A 23,584-nucleotide genomic window follows, 5' to 3' on the forward strand; every position below is an offset into this window, starting at 1 on the left:
CACCAGAAGGCCCAAGATTGGCCCTGAAACCCCGGCTCAAGCAGGCAGTGTCACCCGAATCCGGCACCCCGGCCCGCTCCCGTCAGGCCTTCCGGATTCCGCCCGGTCCGGGTCCGCGTCGACCACCGCGACCGTCCCGCCGTGCAGTTCCACCACCCACCGCACGATCGCCAGCCCCAGCCCGGTTCCGCCGCCCCCGGCGCGTTCTCCCCGGGTGAACCGCTCGAATACCCGGTCCCGGTCCGGTTCCGGGATCCCCGGGCCCTGGTCGTGCACCTCGATCCGCGCTTCCCCGGCCTCGACGCGCGCCAGCACCGCCACTTCTCCCCCGGCCGGACCGTGCCTCGCGGCGTTCTCCAGCAGGTTCACCACCACCTGGTACAGCCGTTCCCGGTCGGCGGGCACGGTCGCGCCCGGCGGGGTCACCGAGACCGTGAACCGGACTCCCCGGCCCGCCGCCGCGGCCATCGCTTCGGCTTCGGCCGCGACCTCGGCGAGCAGGTCCGCCAGGTCGACCGGCGTCCGGTCCAGCGGCAGGGTGCCAGCGTCGATCTGGGACAGGTCCAGCAGCTCGGTGACCAGCCTGCCCAGGCGTTCGGTCTGGTTCAGCGCGGTGCGCAGCGTCGCGGGATCCGGCGAGGCGACCCCGTCCACCAGGTTCTCCAGGACGGCGTTCAACGCGGTGATCGGCGTCCGCAGTTCGTGCGAGACGTTCGCGATCAGCTCCCGGCGCTGCTGGTCCGCAGTGGACAGATCGGCGGCCATCCGGTTGAACGCCTCCGCCAGCGAACCGACCTCGTCGCGGGCGGTCGCGCGGACCCGGCGGGTGTAGTCGCCCTTGGCCATCGCGCCCGCGGCGGCGGTCATCTCGCGCAGCGGGCGGGTCATGCCGTGCGCCAGGATCTGCGACGTCACCAGCGCGATCACCATCGCCATCACCGTCGTCTGCGGCGGCAGCCAGCCGATCTGGTAGCGGAAGAATCCGAACGCGATCCCGCCGGACGCCACCATCAGGATCGCCAGCTTCAGCTTCACCGACCGGATCGGATCCAGCGGCCGGGGCAGCAGGTCGACGGCCTTCGCGAGCAGCACCCTCACGCCGGCACCTCCAGCGCGTACCCGACGCCGTGCACCGTCCGGATCAAGTCAGCCCCGAGCTTCCGCCGCAGCGCCTTGATGTGGCTGTCCACCGCCCTCGTGCCGGCTCCGGTCGCGTGCACATCCCAGTCCCACACCTCGCTCAGCAGCCGCTCCCTCGGCTGCACCGCGCGCGGCCGGCGCGCGAAATGCACCAGGAGGTCGAATTCGATCGGCGTCAGCTGGGCGGGTTCGCCCCCTCGGCGAACCCGCCGCTCCGCGATGTCGATCTCCAAGTCCCCCAGCACGATCCGCTCCTCCGCCGCCGCCGAGGACCGCTCCACCCGCCGCAGCAGCGCCTGGATCCGCGCGGACAGCACGCGCATCGAGAACGGCTTGGTGAGGTAGTCGTCCGCGCCGACGCCGAGGCCCACCAGCAGGTCGGTCTCGTCGGCGCGCGCGGTGAGCATCAGCACCGGCACCGGACGGCGCGCCTGGATCCGGCGGCACACCTCCAGTCCGTCGAAACCGGGCAGCATCACGTCGAGAACCACCAGGTCCGGACTGGTCGCCGCCTCCGCCTCGACCGCGGCGGGACCGTCGTGCGCGACCTCGACCGAGAATCCCTCGGCGCGCAACCGGGCATCGATCGACGCGGCGATGGTGAGGTCGTCTTCCACGACCAGCACCCGTCTTCCCCCGTTGTCCATGCCGCTGACTTTAAGCAATCGCCGTGGAGGCCATCCGGGTGAGATGTGGAGATCCGGTGGAGATGTTTCCGCCGTTTTGCCCGCGCGTGACAACCAGGGTGTGACGCAGGTCATGCACTCCTGCGCGGCCCGGCGCAATCGACAGACTGCGCCAAGGGCGTCCGAACAGTGAACAGTCTGTCTCTGCCCCCGGCCCCCGCCCGGCGCGCAGGATTCCGCAATGGAGCCGACGACACGTGAGCACAGCCGGGTGGACCTCGGCGACGTGCGGGCGCTGCGGGGCAGCCGGTTCTTCAACGACGAACTGGCCCCGGTCCCGGTCGAGAAGCGGACCTGGACGACCTACAACTATTTCGCGCTGTGGATGGGTATGGCTCATAATATCCCGTCATATGCGCTGGCCGCGTCGCTCATCGCGCTCGGCATGAACTGGCTGCAAGCGCTGATCACCATCACGATCGGCAACCTGATCGTGCTCGCGCCGATGCTGCTCAACAGCCACGCGGGCACCAAATACGGCATCCCGTTCCCGGTGTTCGCCCGCGCGTTCTACGGGCTGCGCGGCGCGAATCTCGCCGCGCTGCTGCGCGCGTTCATCGCGTGCGGCTGGTTCGGCATCCAGACCTGGGTGGGCGGCGAGGCGATCTACGTGATCGTCGGGCGCCTCGCCGGATCCGGCTGGCGCGATTCGGCGATGATCGCCGGGCAGCACTGGACGCTGTGGTTGTCGTTCGCGGTGTTCTGGCTCGTGCAGATGCTGATCATCTGGCGCGGCATGGAGGCGGTCCGCAAGTTCGAGAACTGGACCGCGCCGCTGGTATCGGTCGGGTTCCTGATCCTGCTCGGCTACGTGCTGGTGAAGGCGGGCGGGCTCGGCCCGATCCTGCACGACAACGGCAAACTCGGCTGGGGGCCGGAGTTCTGGAAGGTGTTCGCGCCGTCGCTGATGGCGATGATCGCGTTCTGGTCGACGCTTTCGCTGAACATGCCGGACTTCACCCGGTTCGGCGGCAGCCAGCGCAAGCAGATGCGCGGGCAGATCTTCGGGCTGCCGACGACGATGACGTTCATCGCGATCGTCGCGATCCTCACCACGTCCGGCGGGCACGTGCTCTACGGGCAGGACATCTGGGATCCGGCGCAGCTGGCGGACAAGTTCTCCAGTCCGATCGTGGTGGTCGTCGCGCTGATCGCGCTGGTGCTGGCGACGATCTCGGCGAACCTGGCGGCGAACGTCGTCAGCCCGTCCTACGATTTCTCCAACGCCTTCCCCAAGCGGATCACCTTCGCGCTCGGCGGGCTGATCACCGGCGTGATCGGCATCCTGATCCAGCCGTGGCGGCTCTACTCCGACCCGGACATCTACATTTTCGCCTGGCTCGGCTTCTACGGCGGGCTGCTCGGCTCGGTCGCCGGCGTGCTCGTCGCCGGTTACTGGGTGGTGAAGCGGACCCGGCTGAAGCTGGCCGACCTGTACCTGCCCAGCGGCGAGTACTGGTTCACCGCCGGTTGGCACTGGCGCGCGCTCGTCGCGACCTTGATCGGCGCGGTGCTCGCGGTCGGCGGCGCTTACGGCGGGCCGTTCCCGGCGGACGGATTGATCCCTTTCCTGAAACCTTTGTACGACTACAACTGGGCAATGGGCTTCGTCGGCGCTTTCGTCGCGTACGTCCTGCTCAGCCTTCCATTGAACGCGCACCGGAACGAGGAGGAAACCAGTGTCTGACACGGTCCGAGCCGGCTTGATCCAGCAGCGGTGGACGGGTGACAAGGAGTCGATGATCGCGAACGCGGTCGACGCCATCGGCAAGGCGGCTTCGCAAGGCGCGCAGGTGGTGTGCCTGCAGGAACTGTTCTACGGTCCGTATTTCTGCCAGGTGCAGGACGCGGATTTCTACTCCTACACCGAGGCGATCCCGGACGGCCCCACCACGAAACTGATGCAGGAGGTCGCCGAGCGGCACGGCGTCGTGCTCGTGGTGCCGATGTACGAACAGGAACAGCCGGGCGTCTACTACAACACCGCGGCGGTGATCGACGCCGACGGGAAATACCTCGGCATGCACCGCAAGAACCACATTCCGCAGGTGAAGGGATTCTGGGAGAAGTTCTACTTCAAGCCCGGCAACCTCGGCTATCCGGTATTCGACACCGCCGTCGGCCGGATCGGCGTGTACATCTGCTACGAACGGCATTTCCCGGAAGGCTGGCGCGCGCTCGGGCTGGCCGGGGCGCAGATCGTGTTCAACCCGTCAGCGACGAGCCGCGGACTGTCGGAGTACCTGTGGCGGCTGGAGCAGCCCGCCGCCGCGGTGGCGAACGAGTACTACGTGGGCACCATCAACCGAGTCGGCGTAGAACCGCTGGGCGACAACGACTTCTACGGCCAATCGTACTTTGTGGACCCACGCGGGCAGCTCGTCGGCGAGGCCGCGTCGGATACGGAGGAGGAGATCGTGGTCCGCGATCTCGACATGGGCAGGCTCGCCGAGGTCCGCGATCTGTGGCAGTTCTACCGCGACCGCCGCCCGGACAGCTACGGCCCGCTCGCGGAGGCCTGATGACTACCCTGATCCAAGGCGGGCAAGTAGTTTCGCCGTCCGGCGCGGTCACCGCCGACGTTCTGGTGGACGGCGAAACCATCGCGGCGGTCGGCGCCCCCGGCACGCTGACCGGTGACGAAACTATTGACGCGACCGGGAAGTACGTGCTTCCCGGCGGAATCGACGCGCATACGCACATGGAGATGCCGTTCGGCGGCACACATTCGGTCGATTCCTTCGAGACCGGCACCATCGCCGCCGCCTGGGGCGGAACCACGACGATCATCGACTTCGCCGTGCAGGCCAAGGGAACCTCCCTGCTGTCCACTCTGGACAAATGGCACGCCAAAGCGGACGGCAACTGCGCGATCGACTACGGGTTCCACATGATCGTGTCGGACGTCAACGATTCCACGCTTAAGGAAATGCGGGCGTGCGTCGACGGCGGCGTCGGCAGTTTCAAGATGTTCATGGCCTACCCCGGAGTTTTCTATTCGACAGACGGGGAGATCCTGCGCGCCATGCAGCAGGCGCGCGAGATCGGCGCGACGATCATGATGCACGCGGAAAACGGCATCGCGATCGATGAACTCGCCGCGCAAGCGGTCGCCGCCGGAAACACCGACCCGGTGCAGCACGGCCTGACCCGCCCGCCCGAACTGGAGGGCGAGGCGACCTCACGAGCGATCCGGCTCGCCCAGGTGACCGGATCACCGCTGTACATCGTGCATTTGTCGGCTTCCCAGGCGCTTGCCGCGGTCGCCGAAGCACGGGACAGCGGGCAGAACGTCTTCGCCGAGACCTGCCCGCAGTACCTGTATCTGTCCATTGAGGACCTGGCCAAACCCGACTTCGAGGGTGCCAAGTTCGTCGCCTCCCCGCCGTTGCGGGAGAAATCGCATCAGGCGGACCTCTGGCGCGGGCTGCGCACCAACGACCTGTCCGTGGTGTCGACCGACCATTGCCCATTCTGTTTCAAGGACCAGAAAGAACTGGGGCGCGGCGACTTCCGGGCGATCCCGAACGGGATGCCGGGCGTCGAGCACCGGATGGATCTGCTGCACCAGGGCGTGGTCGCGGGCGAGATTTCGCTGGGCCGCTGGGTCGAGACGTGCTCGGCGACGCCCGCGCGGATGTTCGGCCTGTACCCGCGCAAGGGCGTGATCGCGGCGGGTTCGGACGCGGACATCGTGGTCTACGACCCGTCAGCGCAGCAGACCCTTTCCGCGGAAACGCACCACATGAACGTGGACTACTCGGCGTACGAAGGCTTTTCGCTCACCGGGAAGGTCCACACTGTACTGTCGCGCGGTCGTGTCGTGGTCTCGCCGGACGGATTCCACGGCAGTCCCGGACACGGCAAATTCTTGTCTCGCGAACTCAATCAGTACTTGAATTGAGGGTTTCCTGATGGATTTCGGGATCGTGCTGCAGACCGACCCGCCCGCGGCGGAGGTCGTGCGGATGATGAAGGCCGCCGAGGACGCCGGGTTCCGGTACGGGTGGACGTTCGACTCGTGCGTGCTGTGGCAGGAACCGTTCGTGATCTACTCGCGGATCCTCGCGGCGACGTCGGCGCTGGTGGTCGGGCCGATGGTGACCAGCCCCGGCACCAGGGACTGGTCGGTGATGGCGTCGACCTTCGCCACGCTCAACGACATGTACGGCAACCGCACCGTGTGCGGCATCGGCCGCGGCGACTCCGCGCACCGGGTCGTCGGCCGCCCACCGTCCACTTTGGCCACGGTGCGGGAATGCATGCGCATGGTGAAGGACCTCGCCGAGGGCCGCGAGGTCACGATGAACGACACCGCCGTCCGCATCCCGTGGATCCGCGGCGGCCGGCTGGAAATGTGGATGGCCGGGTACGGACCGAAGGCGCTGCAAACGGTCGGCGAGCACGCGGACGGCTTCATCCTGCAATGCGCCGACCCGGCGATCGCCCGCTGGACCATCGGCGCGGTCCGGGACGCCGCCCGGGCCGCCGGCCGCGATCCGGGCGGAATCACGATCTGCGTCGCGGCCCCGGCGTACGTCGGCGAAGACCTGGCGCACCAACGAGAACAGCTGCGCTGGTTCGGCGGAATGGTAGGCAACCACGTCGCGGATCTGGTGGCCCGATACGGCTCGTCAGGCACCGTGCCACGCGAGCTGACGGACTACATCCGCGAGCGCGAAGGCTACGACTACTCCCACCACGGCCGCGCGGGCAACCCGTCGACCGCGTTCGTCCCGGACGAGATCGTCGACCGCTTCTGCCTGCTCGGCCCGGCATCGGCACACATCGCGCGGCTGGAGGAGCTGGCGGAACTGGGAGTGGACCAGTTCGCGCTGTACCTGATGCACGACGAGCGGGAGGAGACGATGGCCGCGTATGGGGCGCAGGTGATTCCGAAGCTGACCGCGTGATCAGTCCAGCATCGCCTGGTACACCAACTGCCGCAGCTGCTGCCGGATCGGGTGGGTCGACGACGGCAGCAGCTGCGTGTAGAACGCCACCGTCAGATCCTCGTCCGGATCCACCCAGAACGCCGTCGACGCGGCCCCGCCCCATGCGTATTCCCCCGGCGTGGCAAGGGTTTTCGCCTTCACCGAGTCGATCAGGACCGAGAACCCCAGCCCGAATCCGTACCCGTCGAAAGGCATCTCCGCGAACAGCGGACGGCCGTACGCCTCCAGGTCCACGTGCCCCGGCAGGTGGTTCGCCGTCATCAGGTCCACGGTCCGCGGGCTCAGCACCCGCACGCCGTCGAGTTCGCCGCGGCGGAGCAGCATCTGCGTGAACCGGTGGTAGTCCGCGGCCGTCGACACCAGGCCGCCGCCGCCCGAAAGGCACGCCGGGCGCGCCTTGCCCAGCGCACCGAAGGTGTCGTTGCGGACCAGCTGTTTCGTCTTAGGCGCGGGCAGGTACAGGGCTGCCAGACGGTCGGTGTCGGACGTCCAGAATCCCGTGTCCGTCATGCCCAGCGGGCCGAAGATCCGCTCGGCGAACACCTCGTCGAGCGGCTTCCCCGCCAGTACCTCGATCAGCCTGCCGAGGACGTCGGTGGCCACCGAATAGTTCCATTCCGCACCGGGCTGGAACACGAGCGGGAACTGCGCCCACGCCTTGGTGCACGACGCCAGGTCCAGGCCGGGCGGAGTGCCCCATTCGTAGCCGCCCGCCCGGTAAACCGCGTCGACCGGGTGCGTGTGGTGGAAGCCGTAGGTGAGGCCCGAGGTGTGCGAAAGCAGGTGCCACAACCGGATCGGCTCAGTCGCCGGTTCGGTGACCGGGGCCAGCGCCGAGCCCTTGACATACACCCGCGGCTCGGCGAATTCCGGCAGCCACCGCGAGATCGGGTCGGTGAGGTCGATCAGGCCTTCCTCGACGAACGTCATCGCCGCCACCGAGGTGACCGGCTTCGTCATCGAGAAGATCCGCCAGATCGTGTCGGTCTCGACCGGGGCGCCGGCCTCGACGTCCCGCGCGCCGTGCGACGCCACGTGCACGATCCGGCCGTGCCTGCTCACCACGGCGAGGAAGCCCGGCAGCAGGCCGTCGTCGACATATCGGGCGAAATGCCGGTCGATCCGCCGCAGCCGTGCCCCGTCGAAACCCGCGTCGGCCGGATCGGCCTCCACCTTCACCTCGGTCGCCATGCCGGCGACCTTACGCCGAACTGGCCGCTTTCCGCTCCGCTGCCTTTTCCTCGCGCCAGGCCTCGTCGTTCTTGCCCTCGCGCCAGTATCCGGACAGCGACACGGAATCCCGGTCGACCCCGCGCTCGGTGAACAGGTACCGCCGCAGTTCCCGCACGAAGCCGGCCTCGCCGTGGACGAACGCGTGCACGTCGTCGCCCGGCCACGGCAGCGCCTTCACCGCCGCGACCAGATCGTCGGCCGCCGAGCGGTGCAGCCACGTGACCTGCGCGTCCGCCTTCGTCGCGAGCGCCTGGTGCTCCGATTGGTCCGCCACGAGCAGGAACACGTGCGCCCGCGCCCCCGCCGGCAGCGCCTCCAGCGCGGCGGCGATGGCGGGCAACGCCGATTCGTCGCCCACCAGCAGGTGCCAGCCGGCGTCGGCGCGCGGCGCGTACGCCCCGCCCGGACCGGCGAGCAGCAGCTCGTCACCGGGTTGCGCGCCCTGCGCCCACGGACCGGCGAGGCCCTCGTCGCCGTGCACCACGAAGTCGAGCACCAGTTCGCCGGCCGCCTGGTCGTACGAGCGGACGGTGTACGTGCGCAACCGCGGCGCGTGCTCGCGCGGCAGCTCCTCGCGGATCCGGTTCAGGTCGAACGGCTCCGGATACTCCACCCCCGGCACCTTGAAGATCACCTTCACGTACGCGTCGGTGAACTCGTTCGCCCGGAAATCGCGCAGCCCGTCGCCGCCCGCCACGATCCGGATCATGTGCGGGGTGAGGTGCTCCTTGCGCAGCACCTCCAGCCGCACCGCGGTCCTCCCCTTGCGCGCCGGACCTTCGGCCATCGAACACCCCTGTTTCAGTAAGGTTTACCTAAGTCGTCCCCCACGGTACGCGCCTTCACCTGTTCCGCCCAGCGCTCGCTGTCCCGAGTTCGGCCAGCATTGCCCGAAAGCCCTCCCGGACCCGGTCCCGGAACCCGACGAAGAACCGGTTCGCCAGCAGCACTCCCCACCACTGCCCGGTGGCCGCGTTCCGGACGCGGTGCGTGACCCTCGACCCGGCCGGATCGTCGGCGACCTCGTACTCGCCGCGGTACCACCAGCCGCCCTGCGCGGCGAGGAACCGGCGCTCGCGGTCCACCTCCAGTTTCATCGGGTACTCCGAGCCGGCCAGCTGCCGCTCCAGCCGCGCGAAGACGTCCGCGGGCGCGGCGGAGACGACCCCGGAGACCTCGACAATCGTTCTCATGCTTCCCACGGCTTCGAAACCCGGGTGTTCTGGAACGCGGTGATCCGCCAGCCCTCGTCGCCCCGGACCAGGACGTAGGTCAACGTGCTCTCGCGGCCTTCCGCCGCCGGGTCGTCGCCGCCCGTCAGCGACGAGCCGCCACCGGTCACGATGACCGCGACGTCGTCCCGCAGGAACCGCACGCGCGGCTCGCCGAAGCCGGTGAGCTTCGAGCCTTTCAGCGGCCCCTGGAACAGCTCGCGATGCGCGTCCGCGATCGCCTGGCGGCCGACCGACCGGTACCCGAAAAAGGTTACGTAGTCCGCATCATCGGTGAACAGATTCCCGTAAGCGTCGGCGTCGCCGCTGTTCCAGGCATCGGCGAGGCGGGAGAGAACGGACAGGACTTCTTCGTGCTGGGACATGCTGGCTCTCCTTAACGAACGTCGTTCGCGTACGAGTCCAGTTGTACTCACGAACACCGTTCGCGTCAAGCGCGGGGTTCGTCTAGGCTTCGGGAATGACCGCACCGCCCCCGCCGTGGCGCCGGACGCCGAGCCCGCGCCGGCGCGCCGCCAAGCAGATGCTGTCGCAGGACCTGATCGTGAAGACCGCGCTCGAAATCCTGGCCGCCGAGGGCATCGACGCCGTCTCGATGCGGCGGGTCGCGCAGCAGCTGGAGACCGGCCCGGCGTCGCTTTACGCGTACGTGGCCAACAAGGAAGAGCTGGACGAGCTGATGCTCGACGCGGCACTGAGCGAGGTGCCGTGCCCGGAACCGGATCCGCAGCGGTGGACCGAACAGGTCAAAGAGCAAGTGCGGCAACAAATCCGAGCGATGATGGCGTATCCGGGCATCGCGAAGGTCGCGTGGCAGACGCCGATCCCGGTCACGCCGAACTCGCTGCTGCAGGGCGAAGTGATGATCAAGCTGCTGCGCGCGGGCGGTCTGGACCTGCAGCAGGCAGTGTTCGCCGGAGACGCGTTGAGCACGTACACCAAGGCGTTCGCGTACGAGGCCAGCGGCTGGACATTCGGCGATTACGACCCGGCGGAGATGAGCGAACGCGAGCGCCAGATGGTCGACTACATGCGGTCGCTTCCCGCGAGCACGTTCCCGAACCTGTTGCAGGCCGGGGAATTCTTCAACGCCGACACCAGCCAAGCCCGGCTCGAATTCGCCCTGGAGGCGTTCGTGGCCGGGCTGGCGGCGATGGTCAGAAAGTGAGCACGATCTTGCCGCGAGTGTGCCCCTGTTCCAGCTCGCGGTAGGCGGCCTGCACTTCGGCCAGCGGGTACGTCGCGGCAATCGGGACGTCGAGCAATCCCTTGTCCGCCAACGCGACGAGGTCCCGCATCACCTCGGCGCTCGCTCCGGCGATATTGCCCTCGGTCTTCACCCGGTACGTCTCGGCGGCGGCGAAATCGACCACCGTGTCGATCCGGCCGGGGTAGACGCCGAGCCGCAAGGCGAGTTCGACGTAACCGTCGCCGTAGGTGTCGATGAACGCGTGCACCTGGTCGCCGGTCAGCTCCCGGAGCCGCTCTTCGAGCCCTTCGCCGTACGCGATCGGCACGATGTCGTGCTCGCGCAACCACTCGTGGTTCGCTTCGCCGGCAATGCCGATCACGGTCGCGCCGGTGAGCTTCGCCAGCTGCACGGCCAGCGAACCGACCCCGCCGGCCGCCCCGGACACCACGATCGTGTCGCCCTCGCGCGGGCACACCGCCCGGACCGCGGCGTACGCGGTCGTTCCGGCGACGAACAAGCCGCCCGCGACCTCCCACGACAGCCCGCTCGGCTTCGGGACGAGATGCTCCGCCGGGACGACCACGTACTCGGCGTGGCTGGAGCGGGTGTGCACGAAGCCGACGACCTCGTCCCCCACCTGGATTTCTTCGACGTCCGGGCCCAGTTCGGCCACCACGCCGGCCAGGTCGCTGCCCTGCCCGGACGGGAAGGTGGACGGCCAGCGTTCCGCCAGCGCGCCCACCCGGATTTTCGCTTCCCCCGGATTGATGCCCGCGGCCCGGACCCGCACGAGCACCTGCCCGGATTCCGGTGCCGGCCGGGGCACTTCGGCCAGCTGCAGCACTTCGATCCCGCCGTGTTCGCCGTATCTGACCGCTTGCGGCATACGCGTCTCCCTCGCTCGTATGCTTAGCCCAACAAACGATCGAGCGGATTTATGCCCGGCAGGCGAAAATTCAGCCGGCGAGGCGCCGGACCACGGCATCCGCGAGCAGCCGCCCGCGATCGGTGAGCACCGCGCGGCCCCGGCTGTCCAAATCGGACACTTCGAGCAGCCCCTCCGCGGCCGCCGCGCGCGCTTCCTTGATTCCGGCGTCGTCGAGCGCCGACACCGCTAGCCCGTCGGAGATCCGCAGCTCCAGCATGATCCGCTCCAGGTGCCGGTCTTCCTCGGTGAGCACCTCGCGGTCGGCCTCCGGGCTCTGCCGTTGCGCGAGCAGGCTGGAGTACTTGGCCGGATGTTTGACGTTCCACCATCGCACGCCGCCGACGTGGCTGTGCGCGCCCGGACCGGCGCCCCACCAGTCGCCGCCCTGCCAGTAGCCGAGGTTGTGCCGGCACCGCGCGGCCTCGTCCGTCGCCCAGTTCGACACCTCGTACCAGGTCAAACCGGCACCGGCGAGGACCGAGTCGATCAGCTCGTAGTAGCTGGCCAGCGTGTCGTCGTCCGGCGCGGGCAACTCGCCGCGCCGGACTCGGCGAGCCAGCGCGGTGCCGTCCTCCACGATGAGCGCGTACGCGGACACGTGATCAACCCCGGCGGACAGGACCGCGTCGAGCGACGCGCGCAGATCTTCGACCCGCTCCCCCGGCGTGCCGTAAATAAGGTCGAGGTTGACGTGCTCGAACCCAGCGGCGCGGGCCTCGCGCGCGGCGTCGACCGGACGGCCGGGGGTGTGCACGCGGTCGAGCACCTTCAGCACGTGCCGGGCCGCGGACTGCATGCCCAGCGACACCCGGGTGTAACCCGCGTCACGGATGCCCGCGAAGAACTCGGGCGAAGTGGACTCCGGGTTCGATTCGGTCGTCACCTCCGCACCCGGCGCGAGCCCGAACACCGACCGGACGCCGTCGAGCACCTCGGCCAGCCCGTCCGCGCCGAGCATGGACGGCGTCCCGCCGCCGACGAAAACCGTCTCGGCCGGGGGTGCACTGCCGAGGATTTCGGCACCCAACTCCAGCTCCCGGCGCAACGCGTCCAGCCACGACCGAGGTGAGGCAGCGGAGCCGAGTTCGCCCGCGGTGTAGGTGTTGAAGTCGCAGTAGCCGCAGCGGGTCGCGCAAAACGGCACGTGGACGTACACGCCGAACGGGCGGGTACCGAGGCCCGCGAGCGCGGTCTCGGGCAGTCCAGCGGACGGGCGGGCGGTGTCGGGAACAGGCACGACACCCATTCTCCCCCGCCTCGCCGGAACCTCCGCGCGCCCCCGCACCACCCAACGGAAAGTTCTGCCGCCGAACGATGCGGTACCCGCCGGGACCCAGGCCGCCCAGCCGCCACGGCTGTCCCACTAAGCGTCCGAAAGCCGGGAAAGACCTGGCAGATCGTCCGGCCAATGCACATCCGCGGCGGTTCCGCACCGCTGGAGTGAGCCTTCTCCCACCATCCGGACGCCCTTGGACGACGTTCGGCCCGCGTGGCAATCTGAGCCGGTGAGTCCTGCCGGTGTCCTTCTCGTGGCGCGCCGCCACGTCGACCTTCTCCGGGTCGCGAGCGCGCTCTGCCGGCCTGTTCGCTGACTCCCCCGCAACGCCTGCCCAGCCCACCACCTGGACCACCGGCCCCGCTCCCGCCCCGCATCGACGCCGCGGCGGGCCGCCGGAGCCGCCTCGACAACCCCGCCCGGAGGATCTCCATGTCCGCACCCACGCGTGAAACGCCCGCGAAGGGCCGCACGCCCCGGCCGCGCCAGAAGCGGGGCGAGGGTCAGTGGGCGCTCGGTTACCGGGAGCCGCTGAACCCGAATGAGCGCTCGAAGAAGGACGACAGCCCGCTCAACGTCCGGGCGCGGATCGAGAACATCTACGCGCACCGGGGTTTCGACTCGATCGACCCGGGAGACCTGCGCGGCCGGTTCCGCTGGTTCGGCCTCTACACCCAGCGCAAGCCGGGCATCGACGGCGGCCGCACCGCGTTGCTGGAGCCCGAAGAGCTGGACGACCGCTACTTCATGATGCGCGTCCGCATCGACGGCGGCGCGCTCACCACTGAGCAGCTGCGGGTGATCGGCGAGATCTCGAAGGAGCACGCGCGCGACACCGCCGACATCAGCGACCGGCAGAACGTCCAGTACCACTGGATCCAGATCGAGGACGTGCCCTCGATCTGGTCGCGGCTCGAGGCCGTCGGCCTGAGCACCACCGAGGCCTGCGGCGACTGCCCGCGCGTCGTGCTCGGCTCCCCGGTCGCCGGCATCGCCGAGAACGAGGTGCTCGACGCCACCCCCGCGATCGACGAGATCCTCGAGCGCTACATCGGCGATCCGCGCTTCGCCAACCTGCCGCGCAAGTTCAAGACCGCGATCTCCGGGCTGCCGGACATCGTGCACGAGATCAACGACATCGCCTTCGTCGGCGTCAACCACCCGGAGCACGGCCCCGGCCTCGACCTGTGGGTCGGCGGCGGGCTGTCCACGAACCCGATGCTCGCGCAGCGGGTCGGCGCGTGGATCCCGCTGGACGAGGTGCCCCAAGTGTGGGAAGGCGTCGTCTCCATCTTCCGCGACTACGGCTACCGGCGGCTCCGTTCGCGGGCGCGGCTGAAGTTCCTGGTCAAGGACTGGGGGATCGAGAAGTTCCGCGAAGTTCTCGAAACCCAGTACCTGAAGCGGAAGCTGATCGACGGCCCGCCGCCGGAGAACCCCGCGACGCCGGTCGACCACGTCGGCGTGCACCGGCAGAAGGACGGCAACTACTACGTCGGGGCCGCGCCGATCGCCGGGCGGGTGTCCGGCAGCAGGCTGGTCGCCGTCGCGGACGCGGCCGAGCGGGCCGGCTCGCGGCGGGTCCGGCTGACCCCGCACCAGAAGCTGGTCGTGCTCGACGTGCCGGAGGACAAGGTCCCCGCGCTGCAGACGGAGCTGGCCGAGCTGGGCCTGCACACCAAGCCGTCGCCGTGGCGGCGCAGCGTGATGGCGTGCACCGGGCTGGAATTCTGCAAGCTCGCGATCGTCGAGACGAAGGTGCGCGCGCAGCAGCTGGTGGCGGATCTGGAGAAGTCGCTCGCCGACATCAACGCCCAGCTGGAAACCCCGGTCACGGTGCACCTCAACGGCTGCCCCAACTCCTGCGCCCGCGTGCAGACCGCGGACATCGGGCTCAAGGGCCAGATCGTCACCGACGCCGACGGCAACCAGGTCGAGGGCTTCCAGGTGCACCTCGGCGGCGGGCTCGGGCTCGACGCCGGGTTCGGCCGCAAGCTGCGCGGCCACAAGGTCACCGCCGGCGAGCTGGTCGAGTACGTGGAACGCGTGGTGCGCGCGTACGTCGCGGGCCGCGAACCGGGCGAACGGTTCCCGCAGTGGGCGGCGCGGGCGGACGAAGGGGTGCTGCAGTGACGTCGGTGACGGACTATCGGGCGCTGGCCGAACGCGCCGAGAAGGAACTGGCCGAGGCAACCGCCGAAGAGGCGCTGCGCTGGACCGTCGAGACCTTCGGCGACGACTTCATCGTGGCGTCGAACATGCAGGACGCCGTGCTGATCGACCTCGCCACGAAGGTCAAGCCCGCGGTGGACGTGCTGTTCCTAGAAACCGGCTACCACTTCGCCGAAACCCTCGGGGTGCGCGACGCGGTGCAGACGGTGTACCCGGAGGTCCGGATCGTCAACGCGCAGGCCGAGCAGAGCGTCGCCGAGCAGGACGCGGAGTACGGCCCGAAGCTGCACGAACGCGACCCCGGCCAGTGCTGCTTCCTGCGCAAGGTGGTGCCGCTGCGGCAGACGCTCGGCAAGTACTCGGCGTGGGTCACCGGCGTGCGCCGGGTGGACGCGCCGACCCGCGCGAACACGCCGATCGTCACCTGGGACGAGCGCAACGGCCTGGTGAAGATCAACCCGATCGCGGCGTGGACCGACGACGAGTTCAACGGTTACCTGCACGAGAACGGGATTCTGGAGAACCCGCTGGTGTCGATCGGGTACCTCTCGATCGGCTGCGCGCCCTGCACGGCGAAGGTCGAGCCGGGCCAGGATCCGCGCAGCGGCCGGTGGGCCGGGCAATCCAAGACCGAGTGCGGACTGCATGGCTGAGGAAGGACGCATGACGACTTTGGAACCGGCAGCCGACGCCGCTGTCGACAACCTGGCCGCCCTTGAGTCCGAGGCCATCCACATCTTCCGCGAGGTAGCGGGCGAGTTCGACCGGCCGGTGATCCTGTTCTCCGGCGGCAAGGACTCGACGCTGATGCTGCACCTGGCGATCAAGGCGTTCTGGCCCGCGCCGGTGCCGTTCCCGCTGCTGCACGTCGACACCGGGCACAACTTCGACGAGGTCCTCGAGTTCCGCGACCGGGTAGTCGAAAAGCACGGGCTGCGCCTGGTCGTGGCGAAGGTGCAGGACTGGATCGACGACGGCAGGCTCGAGGAGCGCGCCGACGGCCTGCGCAACCCGCTGCAGACCACCCCGCTGCTGGAGACGATCGCGGAGAACAAGTTCGACGCGGTCTTCGGCGGCGGTCGCCGCGATGAAGAACGAGCGCGCGCGAAGGAGCGGATCTTCAGCCTGCGCAACGCTTTCGGCCAGTGGGAGCCGCGGCGGCAGCGCCCGGAGCTGTGGAATCTGTACAACGGACGGCACCGTCCTGGCGAGCAGGTCCGCGTGTTCCCGCTGTCCAACTGGACCGAGGCCGACGTGTGGAACTACATCGCCCGCGAGAAGGTCGAGCTGCCGTCGATCTACTACGCCCACCAGCGCGCGGTTTACCAGCGCGACGGCATGTGGCTCAGCGAGGGGCCGTGGGGCGGGCCGCGTCCCGGCGAGGACGTCCGCGAGCTGAGCGTGCGCTACCGGACCGTCGGCGACGGTTCGTGCACCGGCGCGATCGAGTCCACGGCGTCCACTGTGGAAGAAGTCATCGCCGAGGTCCAGGCTTCGCGGCTCACCGAACGCGGCGCCACCCGCGCCGACGACAGGATGTCCGAGGCGGCCATGGAAGACCGCAAACGGGAGGGCTACTTCTGATGTCGAGCCTGCTGAGGCTGGCCACCGCGGGCAGCGTGGACGACGGGAAGTCCACGCTGGTCGGGCGGCTGCTGTACGACACCAAGTCCGTCCTCGCCGACCAGCTCGACGCGGTCACCCGCGCGTCCGTCGACAAAGGACTGTCCACTCCGGACCTGTCGCTGCTCGTGGACGGCCTGCGCTCGGAGCGCGAGCAGGGCATCACGATCGACGTCGCGTACCGGTATTTCGCGACGCCGAAGCGGTCGTTCGTGCTCGCCGACACTCCAGGGCACGTGCAGTACACCCGCAATACGGTCACCGGCGCGTCCACCGCGCAGCTCGCGGTGCTGCTGGTCGACGCGCGCAACGGCGTGGTCGAGCAGACCCGGCGGCACGCGGCCGTGCTCGCGCTGCTCGGCGTGCGGCAGCTGGTGCTGGCGGTGAACAAGATCGACCTCGTCGACTACGACGAGAACACCTTCGGCGTCATCGCCAAGGAGTTCACCGCGCACGCGGAATCGCTCGGCTACGACCCAGCCTCCGTCGTCACCATCCCGGTGTCCGCACTGGTCGGCGACAACGTCGCCACCCGGTCGGAGAAAACCCCGTGGTACGACGGCCCGTCGCTGCTGGAGCACCTCGAAAACGTGCCGGTGGCCCCGGATCCGCACGATTCCGCACTGCGCTTCCCGGTGCAGTACGTGATCCGCCCGCGCACCCCGGAGTACCCGGACTACCGCGGCTACGCCGGCCAGATCGCGGCCGGCACGGTGCGTCCCGGCGACGAGATCGTCGTGCAGCCGCACGGCATTCGCAGCCGGGTCGAGCGGATCCACACCGCGGACGGGCCGCTCGAAGAGGCCGGTGCCGGCACCTCGGTGACGCTGCTGCTCGCCGACGACATCGACATCAGCCGCGGCGACCTGATCGCGGCCGCCGACTCGCCGCCGGAGGTGACCGACGAGATCACCGGCACGCTGTGCTGGCTGTCGGCGAAACCGCTCAAGCCCGGCGCGCGGGTGCTGATCAAGCACGGCACCCGGACCGTGCAGGGCCTGACCAGCGAGTTGCACGCCCGGTTCGACGAGCAGACACTGTCCAGTGTGGACTCTCCGGAAAGCTTGGAGCTGAACGACATCGGCAGCGTCACCCTGCAGCTGGCCGAGCCGCTGCCGGTGGACGACTACGGCGTGAGCCCGCGCACCGGCGCGTTCCTGGTGATCGACCCGAAGGACGGCGACACCCTCGCCGCCGGTCTCGTCGGAGAGCGGTTCTCGTGACGCCTCCCCTGGTCGCCGTCGCGCACGGCAGTCGTGATCCCCGCTCCGCCGCGACGGTGCGGGCGCTGGTCGACGTCGTCCGCGCGCAGGCACCGGGGCTGGAGGTCCACGAGTCGTTCCTCGACCTGTCGGAGCCGCGCGTCACCGACGTGCTCCGGAAGCTTTACGCGGACGGGCACCGCTCGGCGGTCGTCGTGCCGTTGCTGCTGGGCAGCGCTTTCCACGCGCGGGTCGACCTGCCCGCGCTGGTCGACGAGGTGACCGCGGAGTGCCCCGGCTTCCGCATCCAGGTGTCGGACGTCCTCGGCGCCGACCCAGCGCTGCAAGCCGTCGCCCTCGACCGGCTCGCCGGAGCGCGCCACCGCGGTGGGACCGGGGTGCTGCTGAGCGCGGTCGGCTCCTCCAGTCCCGAGGCCAACGCGGTCGTCGCCGGATTGGCCGCACGCTGGGAAGAGCAGCTCGGGCTCCCGGTGAGCGAGGCGTTCGCCAGCGCCGCCCAGCCGGACATCCCGGCCGCGGCCGCCCGGCTACGCGCCCGCGGCGTCCGGCATCTCGTTGTCGCGTCGTGGTTTCTGGCCCCCGGCCTGCTGCCGGACCGGATCGCGTCACTGGCCTGCGAGGCCGACCCGAACGCCTTCATCGCCGAGCCGCTCGCGGACGACCCGCGCGTCGCGGACGTCGTGATCGGCCGGTACGCCGCCGCGATCTCCGGTCTGCTGCGGACCGCCGCCTGACCTTCACACCGGACAGCCCACCCCGGTCACCTGCAGCGAAGCCTCCCACAACTGCTTTCGCAGGCTCTCGTCGTGCGAGCGCGCACTGGACTTGACCCGCTCCGGATAGCCGCCGATCTCGAAAAGCCCGCCGGGACCGTAGTACTCGCCGTTGCTCGCGCCGGGATCCGTTGCCGCGCGCAAGGTCGGCAGCGCGCCCATCGCGGGCGTCCGCCCGAACAGCCGGGCCACCGCCAGGTTCACGCCCCGGAACACCGGCGACGAGTACCGGAAGATGTCGGTGGTCGCGCCGCCGGGATGGGCGGCGAGCGAGACGGTTTCCGTACCCTGCAAGCGTTTCGCGAGTTCGTAGGCGAACAGCAGATTGGCCAGCTTCGACGCCGGATACCCGCTGGCCGCCCTCAGGTCCGCCGGGTCGATCCGGCCGAACCGGTGCGCGATGCTGCTGACCGTCACCACCCGGGAGCCCGGCACGTCCAGCAGCCGGTCGAGCAGCAGCGCCGTCCACGCGAAGTGGCCGAGGTGGTTCACCCCGAACTGCAGCTCGAAACCGTCCGCGGTCCGGCCGGCCACGCCGGTCACCCCAGCGTTGTTGATCAGCAGGTCGATCCGGTCGTGCCGGGCGCGCAGCTCGCTCGCCGCTTCCCGCACGGAATCCAGCGACGCCAGGTCCACCCGGATCACCTCCGTGCCGGGACCGATCCGGCGAGCCGCATCCTGCGCTTTCTTCGGATCCCGGCAAGCCAGCACGACATGCGCGCCGCGGTCAGCCAGCGCGCGGGCGGTCTCGAAGCCGATGCCGGTGTTCGCTCCGGTGACCACCGCGACCCGGCCCTTCACTAACCTGAACCACTCGTTCATGTTCTATAGTGAACCATCAGTTCATCTTCTTCGGCAAGGAGCGACAGGTGCGAGCGGACGCGGCACGAAACCGGACGGCGATCCTCGCGTCCGCACGAACCCTGCTGATCGCGCGCGGACCCGAGGCGGGGATGGACGAGATCGCCGCCGAAGCCGGGGTCGCCGTCGGCACCCTCTACCGGCATTTCCCGACCAAACAAGACCTCGTGCGCGAGATCGCGGAAGACCTCGGCACCGCGATCGCCGAGGTGCTCGACAGCGCCGCCGCCCGCGTCGCCGCCGGTCAGACGACCGCGGCCGACGAACTTCGGGGGCTGATCCGTCGAGTCGTCGTCGACCTCGGCGAGGAACGCCTGCTCCGCGCCGCACTCTCGGACCTCTCCCCCGAGCCGCTCCGCGCAATGCGCGAGCACGCCGTAGCGGCCATCGAATCCATGATCGACACCGCGCATCGAGACCACGCCCTGCGTCCGGGAATCTCCGCCGAGGACGTCGGACTGCTGCTGGCCACCTCGCCCGGCGCCGACGTTCCGGAGCCCGCCCGGAGCCGCTGGACCGAACTGGCCTGGCTCGCCCTGTCGGACCACTGTCGGTAGGCCCGAACGGCCGATCAGGCCACCCCCTACCGCCACGAGGTGAGCGATATTCACATTTTTCGTCACCGTGCGCGCCTGTGAACGGTCAATCCTTGACGCGCTACTTAACTTGCCGGTAACTCTCTAAACGCTGCGCAGCTTTCTCTCTCCCCCGTGAAACCCGCAGGTAGGAGCACACAGATGAAAGCACCTCACTTTTTCCGGCTAGCTGCCTTCACCGCGGTGGCGGCCCTTCCGATCGCGCTGGCGGCCCCGGCTTCCGCCGCGACCGCGATCAACTTCGACTGCCAGGCCGACGCACCGGTGGTCGGTCCGCAGCAGGTGTCGCTGACCCAGAACGCCGACGTCACCGCACCCGCGACGGTCGCGCCCGGCGGCGCGTTCGACGTCGTCATCGACCCGGCGCCCAACACCGTCCCGAGCGACGTGGGCGGCAACAAGGTCAAGAACATCAACACCTTCGCGCTGAAGTTCCCGATCCCGGCGAACTCGACCTACGTCAGCGCCGACCTCGCGGGCGGCTCCGGCCTCGGCGACACCCCGCCGACGGTCACCGTCGCCGACGGCGTCGCGACACTGAGCTTCCCCGGCCCGATCGCCGGCGGTTCGACCTTCGAACTGCCGACCATCACCGCCCACCTCAAGGCGGGCGATTCCGGCAAGATCGAGACCAAACTGTCCGGCACCAGCTACAGCGACCCCGGCCTCACCTTCAAGGCCGTGGCGAGCAGCATCATCGGCGACGTGACCGCGCCGACGGCGTGCTTCCCCAACCCGAGCCCGGTTTTCACGACCACGACGATCGGCTGATCCGGACCGCGGCCACCCGCTGCGCCCGGGTGGCCGCGCCCGGTTCACGGCACCAGCAGTCCCCAGTAGACCGCCCACGGCACGAACACCAGCCCGGCGACGAGCGGTGCGATCGTCCCGCGCCGACGGTCCGGTTTCCGCAGCCCCGCCACGGTGATCGCCAACGCCACCACCGTCGCGGCAGCTAGCGCTTGCACGGCCAGCCACGGCAACGGCCGTCCGGCAATCACCGGCCCGAGGTCCTTCATCCCGGACAGCTGAGCCCAGCCGAGGAGCGCGACAAACCCAGCAACCGTCGCCGTCCCGAGTCCAGCCAGCCATCGCGCCGACCTGGTTCCTCGGCGGCGCACCAGCGAAGCCACTCCGCCGACCGCGAACCCACCCAGCAGCAGGACGAGCGCGATCCCTTGCGCCCAAACGGATTCCCACCACGCCAACGGCCGGAGCGCTTCCGTCGGACGCTGCGTGAACGCCGCGGTCTCGACGTGCGCACCCCGCCGATCCGCCAGCCACTGGTCGACCGCCGCCGGATAGCCGGGCACGACCCGAGGCAGCCGGTCGAACCCGGCGTCGCTGGTCGCGTACAGATCAGGCCCGCCGTCCGCGACGAACCGAATCGCGTGATCCGGATGCCCTGCAAGCGCGTCCGCGAAAATCCGGGAACTTTCGACGGGCGCGTGGTTGATGTCGAGGTCGCCCCACAACGCCAGCAACGGCTGTTTCAGCCGCCGCAACACCGGCACCGGGTCGTAGTCCGCCTCGGGAAACAACCCCGCTCCGATCGCGAACCGCGTGCCTTGCACCGGCAACGTCGTCAGCAGCGAACCGGAAATGCCTTGGTGGCGAAGGACATTCCCCCAATACCATGAGGTCTGCCGAGCCCCGCCCAACCCGGATCCGCCGACAGTGATCACGTACGAGATGTCCGCCGTCCGCGTCGCCGCGAGCGGCGCGACCCACGCACCCTCGCTGACTCCCCACACGCCGACATCCTTGGCTCCCGACTGCGCCCGCAACGCGCGCACTGCCGAGACCAGATCGTCCGCCAGCACGCCGTAGTCACGCTGGGTCTTGGAATAACCGCTGGTACGCCGGTCGTACACGAGCGTCGTGACGCCGAGCCGCGTGAACATCTCGGCCTGCACGCGCAGGTCGTTTCGCGTCCGCCAGTCCGACCCGCCTTGCAGGACGATCGCGGACCTCGCCGGTCCGTCCGGCCGGAAGACCGTGCCGTGCAACGTGATTCCGCCAGTGCCAGCGAACGTGACGTCCGCGGACGGTGATGCTTGTGCCGGCTGGGCGGTCGGCAAGACCGAGCCCAGCACGAGAATCGCGGCCGCGAGCCGCGATTTGCCCCAGGGCAGCATGAAGTGTTCTCCTTGCTTCGGGAGATCGTGCGCGTTTTCCCTTTCCTGGGTGCCGAGTGGCCGCTCGGCACCCAGGGCCTTCCTTCAGTTCAGTCCTGCACCGCCTCCTCTCCGGCCGGAGCCGGGAACGCGAGCATCCGCGTCTCGACCCGGCGCGCGCCCTCCGGGATCTCGTCGTCCGGCCGCTGATACCGGCGCAGCAGCGCGAGATACGCCTCGAAAAAGTCGCCGAGTTCGTCCAGCGTCACGGTGATCGCGCCGCGCGAGTACGGAATCGCGTCCGCCCACTCCCCCAGCCGCGGCCGCTCGCGCTCGAACCGCTCGTACAGTTCGATGTCCCCCGCGAGCCACAGCCGATGCAGCTCGCCGATCGCTGCCTTCGCCGGATCGTCGCGTTCGTCCGCGGGCGGAAGCCGCAGGTCGTGCGGCACCGCGCGCCACCAGCGTTCCCGCCCGCGCGCGCGTTCGGGCAACTCCTCGACGAACCCGTTCTCCGCCAGGACCCGCAGGTTGTAGCTGGTCCCGCCGCTGGTCACGCCCAGCCGCTCGGCGAGCGTCGTCGACGTCGCCGGCCCGGACGCGGTGAGCAGCTCGAGAATCCGCTGCCGCAACGGATTCGCGAGCGCCTTCAGTGCCTTCAGGTCAGCGGTGCGCGGTTCTGCCATCCCCCCAAGGTAGCGGTGCACGAGTTTTCATGCACGAGTTTTCGTGCATGAACTTCACACCCGCTGCCCGGCAGGCGGTGTGCGAAAGTGTCAGGCATGGCTGACGAACTGGTGCACTACGAGGTGGCGGCCGGCATCGCCACGATCACCCTGGACTCCCCGCACAACCGCAACGCGCTGTCGGCGCAGCTGCGGCGGGAACTGAGCGAGTCGCTGGACAAGGCCCGCGAGGACGACGCGGTGCGCGTGGTGCAGCTGACCCACACCGGCCCGGTCTTCTGCGCCGGAATGGACCTGAAGGAGGCCCGCGGCGCCGGTTCGTCCGACCAGGGCGTGAACGAGTTCCCGAAGATCCTCGACCAGCTGTGGACGAGCCCGAAACCGGTGGTCGCCCGGCTGGCCGGCCCCGCCCGCGCGGGCGGCATTGGCATGGTCGCGGCCTGCGACATCGCGGTCGCGGTCCCGGAGGCGACCTTCGCCTTCTCGGAGGTCCGCATCGGCGTGATCCCGGCGGTCATCAGCCTGACGGTGCTGCCGCGGCTGAACGCTCGTGCCGCCCACGAACTGTTCCTGACCGGCGACGTCTTCGACGCGAAACGCGCGGTGGAGATCGGCCTGCTGAACGCCTGCGTGCCGTCCGAGGACCTGGACAAGACCGTCGAGGGCTACCTCAAGTCGCTGACGCTGGGCGGCCCGAAGGCGTTGGCCGCCACCAAGGAACTGCTCGCCCGCCCGCGTCCGGCCACTCCGGCGGACGGCTTCGCGGACATGAACGCGCTGTCCGCGGGCTTCTTCGCCAGCGAGGAAGGCCAGGAAGGCATTCTGGCCTTCGCGCAGAAGCGCAAGCCGAACTGGGTTCCGCAGGACTGACGCCGATCCGTGAGGGGAACG

The 23,584-nt window shown here is 69.4% G+C and carries 25 protein-coding genes; 14 read left to right on the forward strand and 11 right to left on the reverse strand.

Translation table 11 applies throughout. The features are described 5' to 3' along the window. Positions 1-36: 36 nt before the first annotated feature. On the reverse strand, positions 37-1,098 hold the full coding sequence (locus RPX00_RS46050) for an ATP-binding protein (protein ID WP_406635538.1): 1,062 nt from the start codon (positions 1,096-1,098) through the stop codon (positions 37-39). Next, positions 1,095-1,766, reverse strand: a complete 672-nt coding sequence (locus RPX00_RS46055; RefSeq protein ID WP_406643322.1) for a response regulator — start codon at positions 1,764-1,766, stop codon at positions 1,095-1,097. Before RPX00_RS46055 ends, RPX00_RS46050 begins: the two co-directional genes overlap by 4 nt. Before the next feature lie 241 nt (positions 1,767-2,007). Here RPX00_RS46055 and RPX00_RS46060 point away from each other — a divergent pair, with 241 nt between their 5' ends. The 4 genes from RPX00_RS46060 to RPX00_RS46075 are packed head-to-tail and all read left to right on the forward strand — an operon-like array spanning position 2,008 to position 6,739. After that, the gene (locus RPX00_RS46060) at positions 2,008-3,513 is read left to right on the forward strand and encodes an NCS1 family nucleobase:cation symporter-1 (protein ID WP_406635540.1); all 1,506 of its coding nucleotides are present in this window, start codon (positions 2,008-2,010) and stop codon (positions 3,511-3,513) included. After that, positions 3,506-4,348 (forward strand): nitrilase-related carbon-nitrogen hydrolase, encoded by an 843-nt coding sequence (locus tag RPX00_RS46065; protein WP_037813646.1) that lies wholly within the window; start codon positions 3,506-3,508, stop codon positions 4,346-4,348. The genes RPX00_RS46060 and RPX00_RS46065 overlap by 8 nt, the downstream gene beginning before the upstream one ends. Then, positions 4,348-5,730: a dihydropyrimidinase gene (hydA, locus tag RPX00_RS46070; RefSeq protein WP_406635542.1), complete on the forward strand. Its 1,383-nt coding sequence runs from the start codon at positions 4,348-4,350 to the stop codon at positions 5,728-5,730. The genes RPX00_RS46065 and hydA overlap by 1 nt, the downstream gene beginning before the upstream one ends. A gap of 10 nt (positions 5,731-5,740) precedes the next feature. Next, positions 5,741-6,739, forward strand: a complete 999-nt coding sequence (locus RPX00_RS46075; RefSeq protein ID WP_406635544.1) for a TIGR03842 family LLM class F420-dependent oxidoreductase — start codon at positions 5,741-5,743, stop codon at positions 6,737-6,739. On the opposite strand, the gene RPX00_RS46080 is transcribed toward RPX00_RS46075, so the two are convergent. Genes RPX00_RS46080 through RPX00_RS46095 form a run of 4 tightly spaced genes read right to left on the reverse strand, consistent with a single transcriptional unit; the run spans position 6,740 to position 9,611 of the window. Continuing rightward, positions 6,740-7,972 (reverse strand): serine hydrolase domain-containing protein, encoded by a 1,233-nt coding sequence (locus RPX00_RS46080; protein WP_406635546.1) that lies wholly within the window; start codon positions 7,970-7,972, stop codon positions 6,740-6,742. Between the two features lie 10 nt (positions 7,973-7,982). Beyond that, a complete protein-coding gene (locus RPX00_RS46085) occupies positions 7,983-8,801 on the reverse strand; it encodes a siderophore-interacting protein (RefSeq protein WP_406635548.1) in 819 nt (272 codons plus the stop codon). A gap of 55 nt (positions 8,802-8,856) precedes the next feature. Then, positions 8,857-9,207, reverse strand: coding sequence for a hypothetical protein (locus RPX00_RS46090; protein WP_406635550.1), 351 nt, complete (start codon positions 9,205-9,207; stop codon positions 8,857-8,859). Beyond that, a complete protein-coding gene (locus RPX00_RS46095; RefSeq protein WP_406635552.1) occupies positions 9,204-9,611 on the reverse strand; it encodes an SgcJ/EcaC family oxidoreductase in 408 nt (135 codons plus the stop codon). Before RPX00_RS46095 ends, RPX00_RS46090 begins: the two co-directional genes overlap by 4 nt. A 95-nt stretch (positions 9,612-9,706) precedes the next feature. Here RPX00_RS46095 and RPX00_RS46100 point away from each other — a divergent pair, with 95 nt between their 5' ends. Beyond that, the gene (locus RPX00_RS46100; RefSeq protein ID WP_406635554.1) at positions 9,707-10,414 is read left to right on the forward strand and encodes a TetR/AcrR family transcriptional regulator; all 708 of its coding nucleotides are present in this window, start codon (positions 9,707-9,709) and stop codon (positions 10,412-10,414) included. On the opposite strand, the gene RPX00_RS46105 is transcribed toward RPX00_RS46100, so the two are convergent. Both RPX00_RS46105 and hemW read right to left on the reverse strand, forming a co-directional pair. Beyond that, complete coding sequence (locus tag RPX00_RS46105) at positions 10,404-11,324, reverse strand: NADP-dependent oxidoreductase (protein ID WP_406635556.1); 921 nt, start codon at positions 11,322-11,324, stop codon at positions 10,404-10,406. The genes RPX00_RS46100 and RPX00_RS46105 overlap by 11 nt on opposite strands. A gap of 70 nt (positions 11,325-11,394) precedes the next feature. Further along, entirely contained in the window at positions 11,395-12,603 is a 1,209-nt protein-coding gene (gene hemW, locus RPX00_RS46110; RefSeq protein ID WP_406635558.1) for a radical SAM family heme chaperone HemW, read from the reverse strand. 268 nt (positions 12,604-12,871) lie between these two features. Here hemW and RPX00_RS46115 point away from each other — a divergent pair, with 268 nt between their 5' ends. The 6 genes from RPX00_RS46115 to RPX00_RS46140 all read left to right on the forward strand — a co-directional run bounded on the left by RPX00_RS46115 (position 12,872) and on the right by RPX00_RS46140 (position 18,394). Then, complete coding sequence (locus tag RPX00_RS46115) at positions 12,872-12,958, forward strand: putative leader peptide (RefSeq protein WP_350540000.1); 87 nt, start codon at positions 12,872-12,874, stop codon at positions 12,956-12,958. 116 nt (positions 12,959-13,074) lie between these two features. Further along, positions 13,075-14,775: a nitrite/sulfite reductase gene (locus tag RPX00_RS46120; protein WP_406635560.1), complete on the forward strand. Its 1,701-nt coding sequence runs from the start codon at positions 13,075-13,077 to the stop codon at positions 14,773-14,775. Next, on the forward strand, positions 14,772-15,467 hold the full coding sequence (locus tag RPX00_RS46125; protein WP_406635561.1) for a phosphoadenylyl-sulfate reductase: 696 nt from the start codon (positions 14,772-14,774) through the stop codon (positions 15,465-15,467). Before RPX00_RS46120 ends, RPX00_RS46125 begins: the two co-directional genes overlap by 4 nt. Positions 15,468-15,477: 10 nt before the next feature. After that, on the forward strand, positions 15,478-16,398 hold the full coding sequence (gene cysD, locus RPX00_RS46130; protein ID WP_037813676.1) for a sulfate adenylyltransferase subunit CysD: 921 nt from the start codon (positions 15,478-15,480) through the stop codon (positions 16,396-16,398). Then, the gene (locus RPX00_RS46135; RefSeq protein ID WP_406635563.1) at positions 16,398-17,660 is read left to right on the forward strand and encodes a sulfate adenylyltransferase subunit 1; all 1,263 of its coding nucleotides are present in this window, start codon (positions 16,398-16,400) and stop codon (positions 17,658-17,660) included. The genes cysD and RPX00_RS46135 overlap by 1 nt, the downstream gene beginning before the upstream one ends. Continuing rightward, entirely contained in the window at positions 17,657-18,394 is a 738-nt protein-coding gene (locus tag RPX00_RS46140) for a sirohydrochlorin chelatase (RefSeq protein WP_406635565.1), read from the forward strand. The genes RPX00_RS46135 and RPX00_RS46140 overlap by 4 nt, the downstream gene beginning before the upstream one ends. Positions 18,395-18,397: 3 nt before the next feature. Here the strand turns inward: RPX00_RS46140 and RPX00_RS46145 are convergent, their stop codons facing one another. Next, on the reverse strand, positions 18,398-19,255 hold the full coding sequence (locus tag RPX00_RS46145) for an oxidoreductase (RefSeq protein ID WP_406635566.1): 858 nt from the start codon (positions 19,253-19,255) through the stop codon (positions 18,398-18,400). Positions 19,256-19,302: 47 nt separating this feature from the next. Between RPX00_RS46145 and RPX00_RS46150 the strand changes: the two genes are divergently transcribed. Together RPX00_RS46150 and RPX00_RS46155 are read left to right on the forward strand one after the other, a co-directional pair. Continuing rightward, positions 19,303-19,851: a TetR/AcrR family transcriptional regulator gene (locus RPX00_RS46150; protein WP_406635568.1), complete on the forward strand. Its 549-nt coding sequence runs from the start codon at positions 19,303-19,305 to the stop codon at positions 19,849-19,851. 180 nt (positions 19,852-20,031) lie between these two features. Further along, on the forward strand, positions 20,032-20,661 hold the full coding sequence (locus tag RPX00_RS46155; RefSeq protein ID WP_406635570.1) for a cyclase: 630 nt from the start codon (positions 20,032-20,034) through the stop codon (positions 20,659-20,661). 44 nt (positions 20,662-20,705) lie between these two features. On the opposite strand, the gene RPX00_RS46160 is transcribed toward RPX00_RS46155, so the two are convergent. Then, a complete protein-coding gene (locus RPX00_RS46160; protein WP_406635572.1) occupies positions 20,706-22,028 on the reverse strand; it encodes an alpha/beta hydrolase family protein in 1,323 nt (440 codons plus the stop codon). Positions 22,029-22,117: 89 nt separating this feature from the next. Next, a complete protein-coding gene (locus tag RPX00_RS46165; protein ID WP_406635574.1) occupies positions 22,118-22,693 on the reverse strand; it encodes an ArsR/SmtB family transcription factor in 576 nt (191 codons plus the stop codon). A gap of 96 nt (positions 22,694-22,789) precedes the next feature. Between RPX00_RS46165 and RPX00_RS46170 the strand changes: the two genes are divergently transcribed. Next, the gene (locus RPX00_RS46170; protein WP_406635576.1) at positions 22,790-23,563 is read left to right on the forward strand and encodes an enoyl-CoA hydratase family protein; all 774 of its coding nucleotides are present in this window, start codon (positions 22,790-22,792) and stop codon (positions 23,561-23,563) included. The last annotated feature ends 21 nt before the right edge of the window (positions 23,564-23,584 follow it).

The sequence above is a fragment of the Amycolatopsis sp. WGS_07 genome (genome assembly GCF_045278895.1).
Classification (GTDB): Bacteria; Actinomycetota; Actinomycetes; order Mycobacteriales; family Pseudonocardiaceae; genus Amycolatopsis.

Excerpts from the sequence above, each read along its gene's own strand:
- RPX00_RS46060 (WP_406635540.1), top strand. The coding sequence starts at position 2,008 with ATGGAGCCGACGACACGTGAGCACAGCCGGGTGGACCTCGGCGACGTG.
- hydA (WP_406635542.1), top strand. The coding sequence starts at position 4,348 with ATGACTACCCTGATCCAAGGCGGGCAAGTAGTTTCGCCGTCCGGCGCG.
- RPX00_RS46075 (WP_406635544.1), top strand. The coding sequence starts at position 5,741 with ATGGATTTCGGGATCGTGCTGCAGACCGACCCGCCCGCGGCGGAGGTC.
- RPX00_RS46080 (WP_406635546.1), bottom strand. The coding sequence starts at position 7,972 with ATGGCGACCGAGGTGAAGGTGGAGGCCGATCCGGCCGACGCGGGTTTC.
- RPX00_RS46085 (WP_406635548.1), bottom strand. The coding sequence starts at position 8,801 with ATGGCCGAAGGTCCGGCGCGCAAGGGGAGGACCGCGGTGCGGCTGGAG.
- RPX00_RS46090 (WP_406635550.1), bottom strand. The coding sequence starts at position 9,207 with ATGAGAACGATTGTCGAGGTCTCCGGGGTCGTCTCCGCCGCGCCCGCG.
- RPX00_RS46095 (WP_406635552.1), bottom strand. The coding sequence starts at position 9,611 with ATGTCCCAGCACGAAGAAGTCCTGTCCGTTCTCTCCCGCCTCGCCGAT.
- RPX00_RS46100 (WP_406635554.1), top strand. The coding sequence starts at position 9,707 with ATGACCGCACCGCCCCCGCCGTGGCGCCGGACGCCGAGCCCGCGCCGG.
- RPX00_RS46105 (WP_406635556.1), bottom strand. The coding sequence starts at position 11,324 with ATGCCGCAAGCGGTCAGATACGGCGAACACGGCGGGATCGAAGTGCTG.
- RPX00_RS46120 (WP_406635560.1), top strand. The coding sequence starts at position 13,075 with ATGTCCGCACCCACGCGTGAAACGCCCGCGAAGGGCCGCACGCCCCGG.
- cysD (WP_037813676.1), top strand. The coding sequence starts at position 15,478 with ATGACGACTTTGGAACCGGCAGCCGACGCCGCTGTCGACAACCTGGCC.
- RPX00_RS46135 (WP_406635563.1), top strand. The coding sequence starts at position 16,398 with ATGTCGAGCCTGCTGAGGCTGGCCACCGCGGGCAGCGTGGACGACGGG.
- RPX00_RS46145 (WP_406635566.1), bottom strand. The coding sequence starts at position 19,255 with ATGAACGAGTGGTTCAGGTTAGTGAAGGGCCGGGTCGCGGTGGTCACC.
- RPX00_RS46155 (WP_406635570.1), top strand. The coding sequence starts at position 20,032 with ATGAAAGCACCTCACTTTTTCCGGCTAGCTGCCTTCACCGCGGTGGCG.
- RPX00_RS46160 (WP_406635572.1), bottom strand. The coding sequence starts at position 22,028 with ATGCTGCCCTGGGGCAAATCGCGGCTCGCGGCCGCGATTCTCGTGCTG.
- RPX00_RS46165 (WP_406635574.1), bottom strand. The coding sequence starts at position 22,693 with ATGGCAGAACCGCGCACCGCTGACCTGAAGGCACTGAAGGCGCTCGCG.
- RPX00_RS46170 (WP_406635576.1), top strand. The coding sequence starts at position 22,790 with ATGGCTGACGAACTGGTGCACTACGAGGTGGCGGCCGGCATCGCCACG.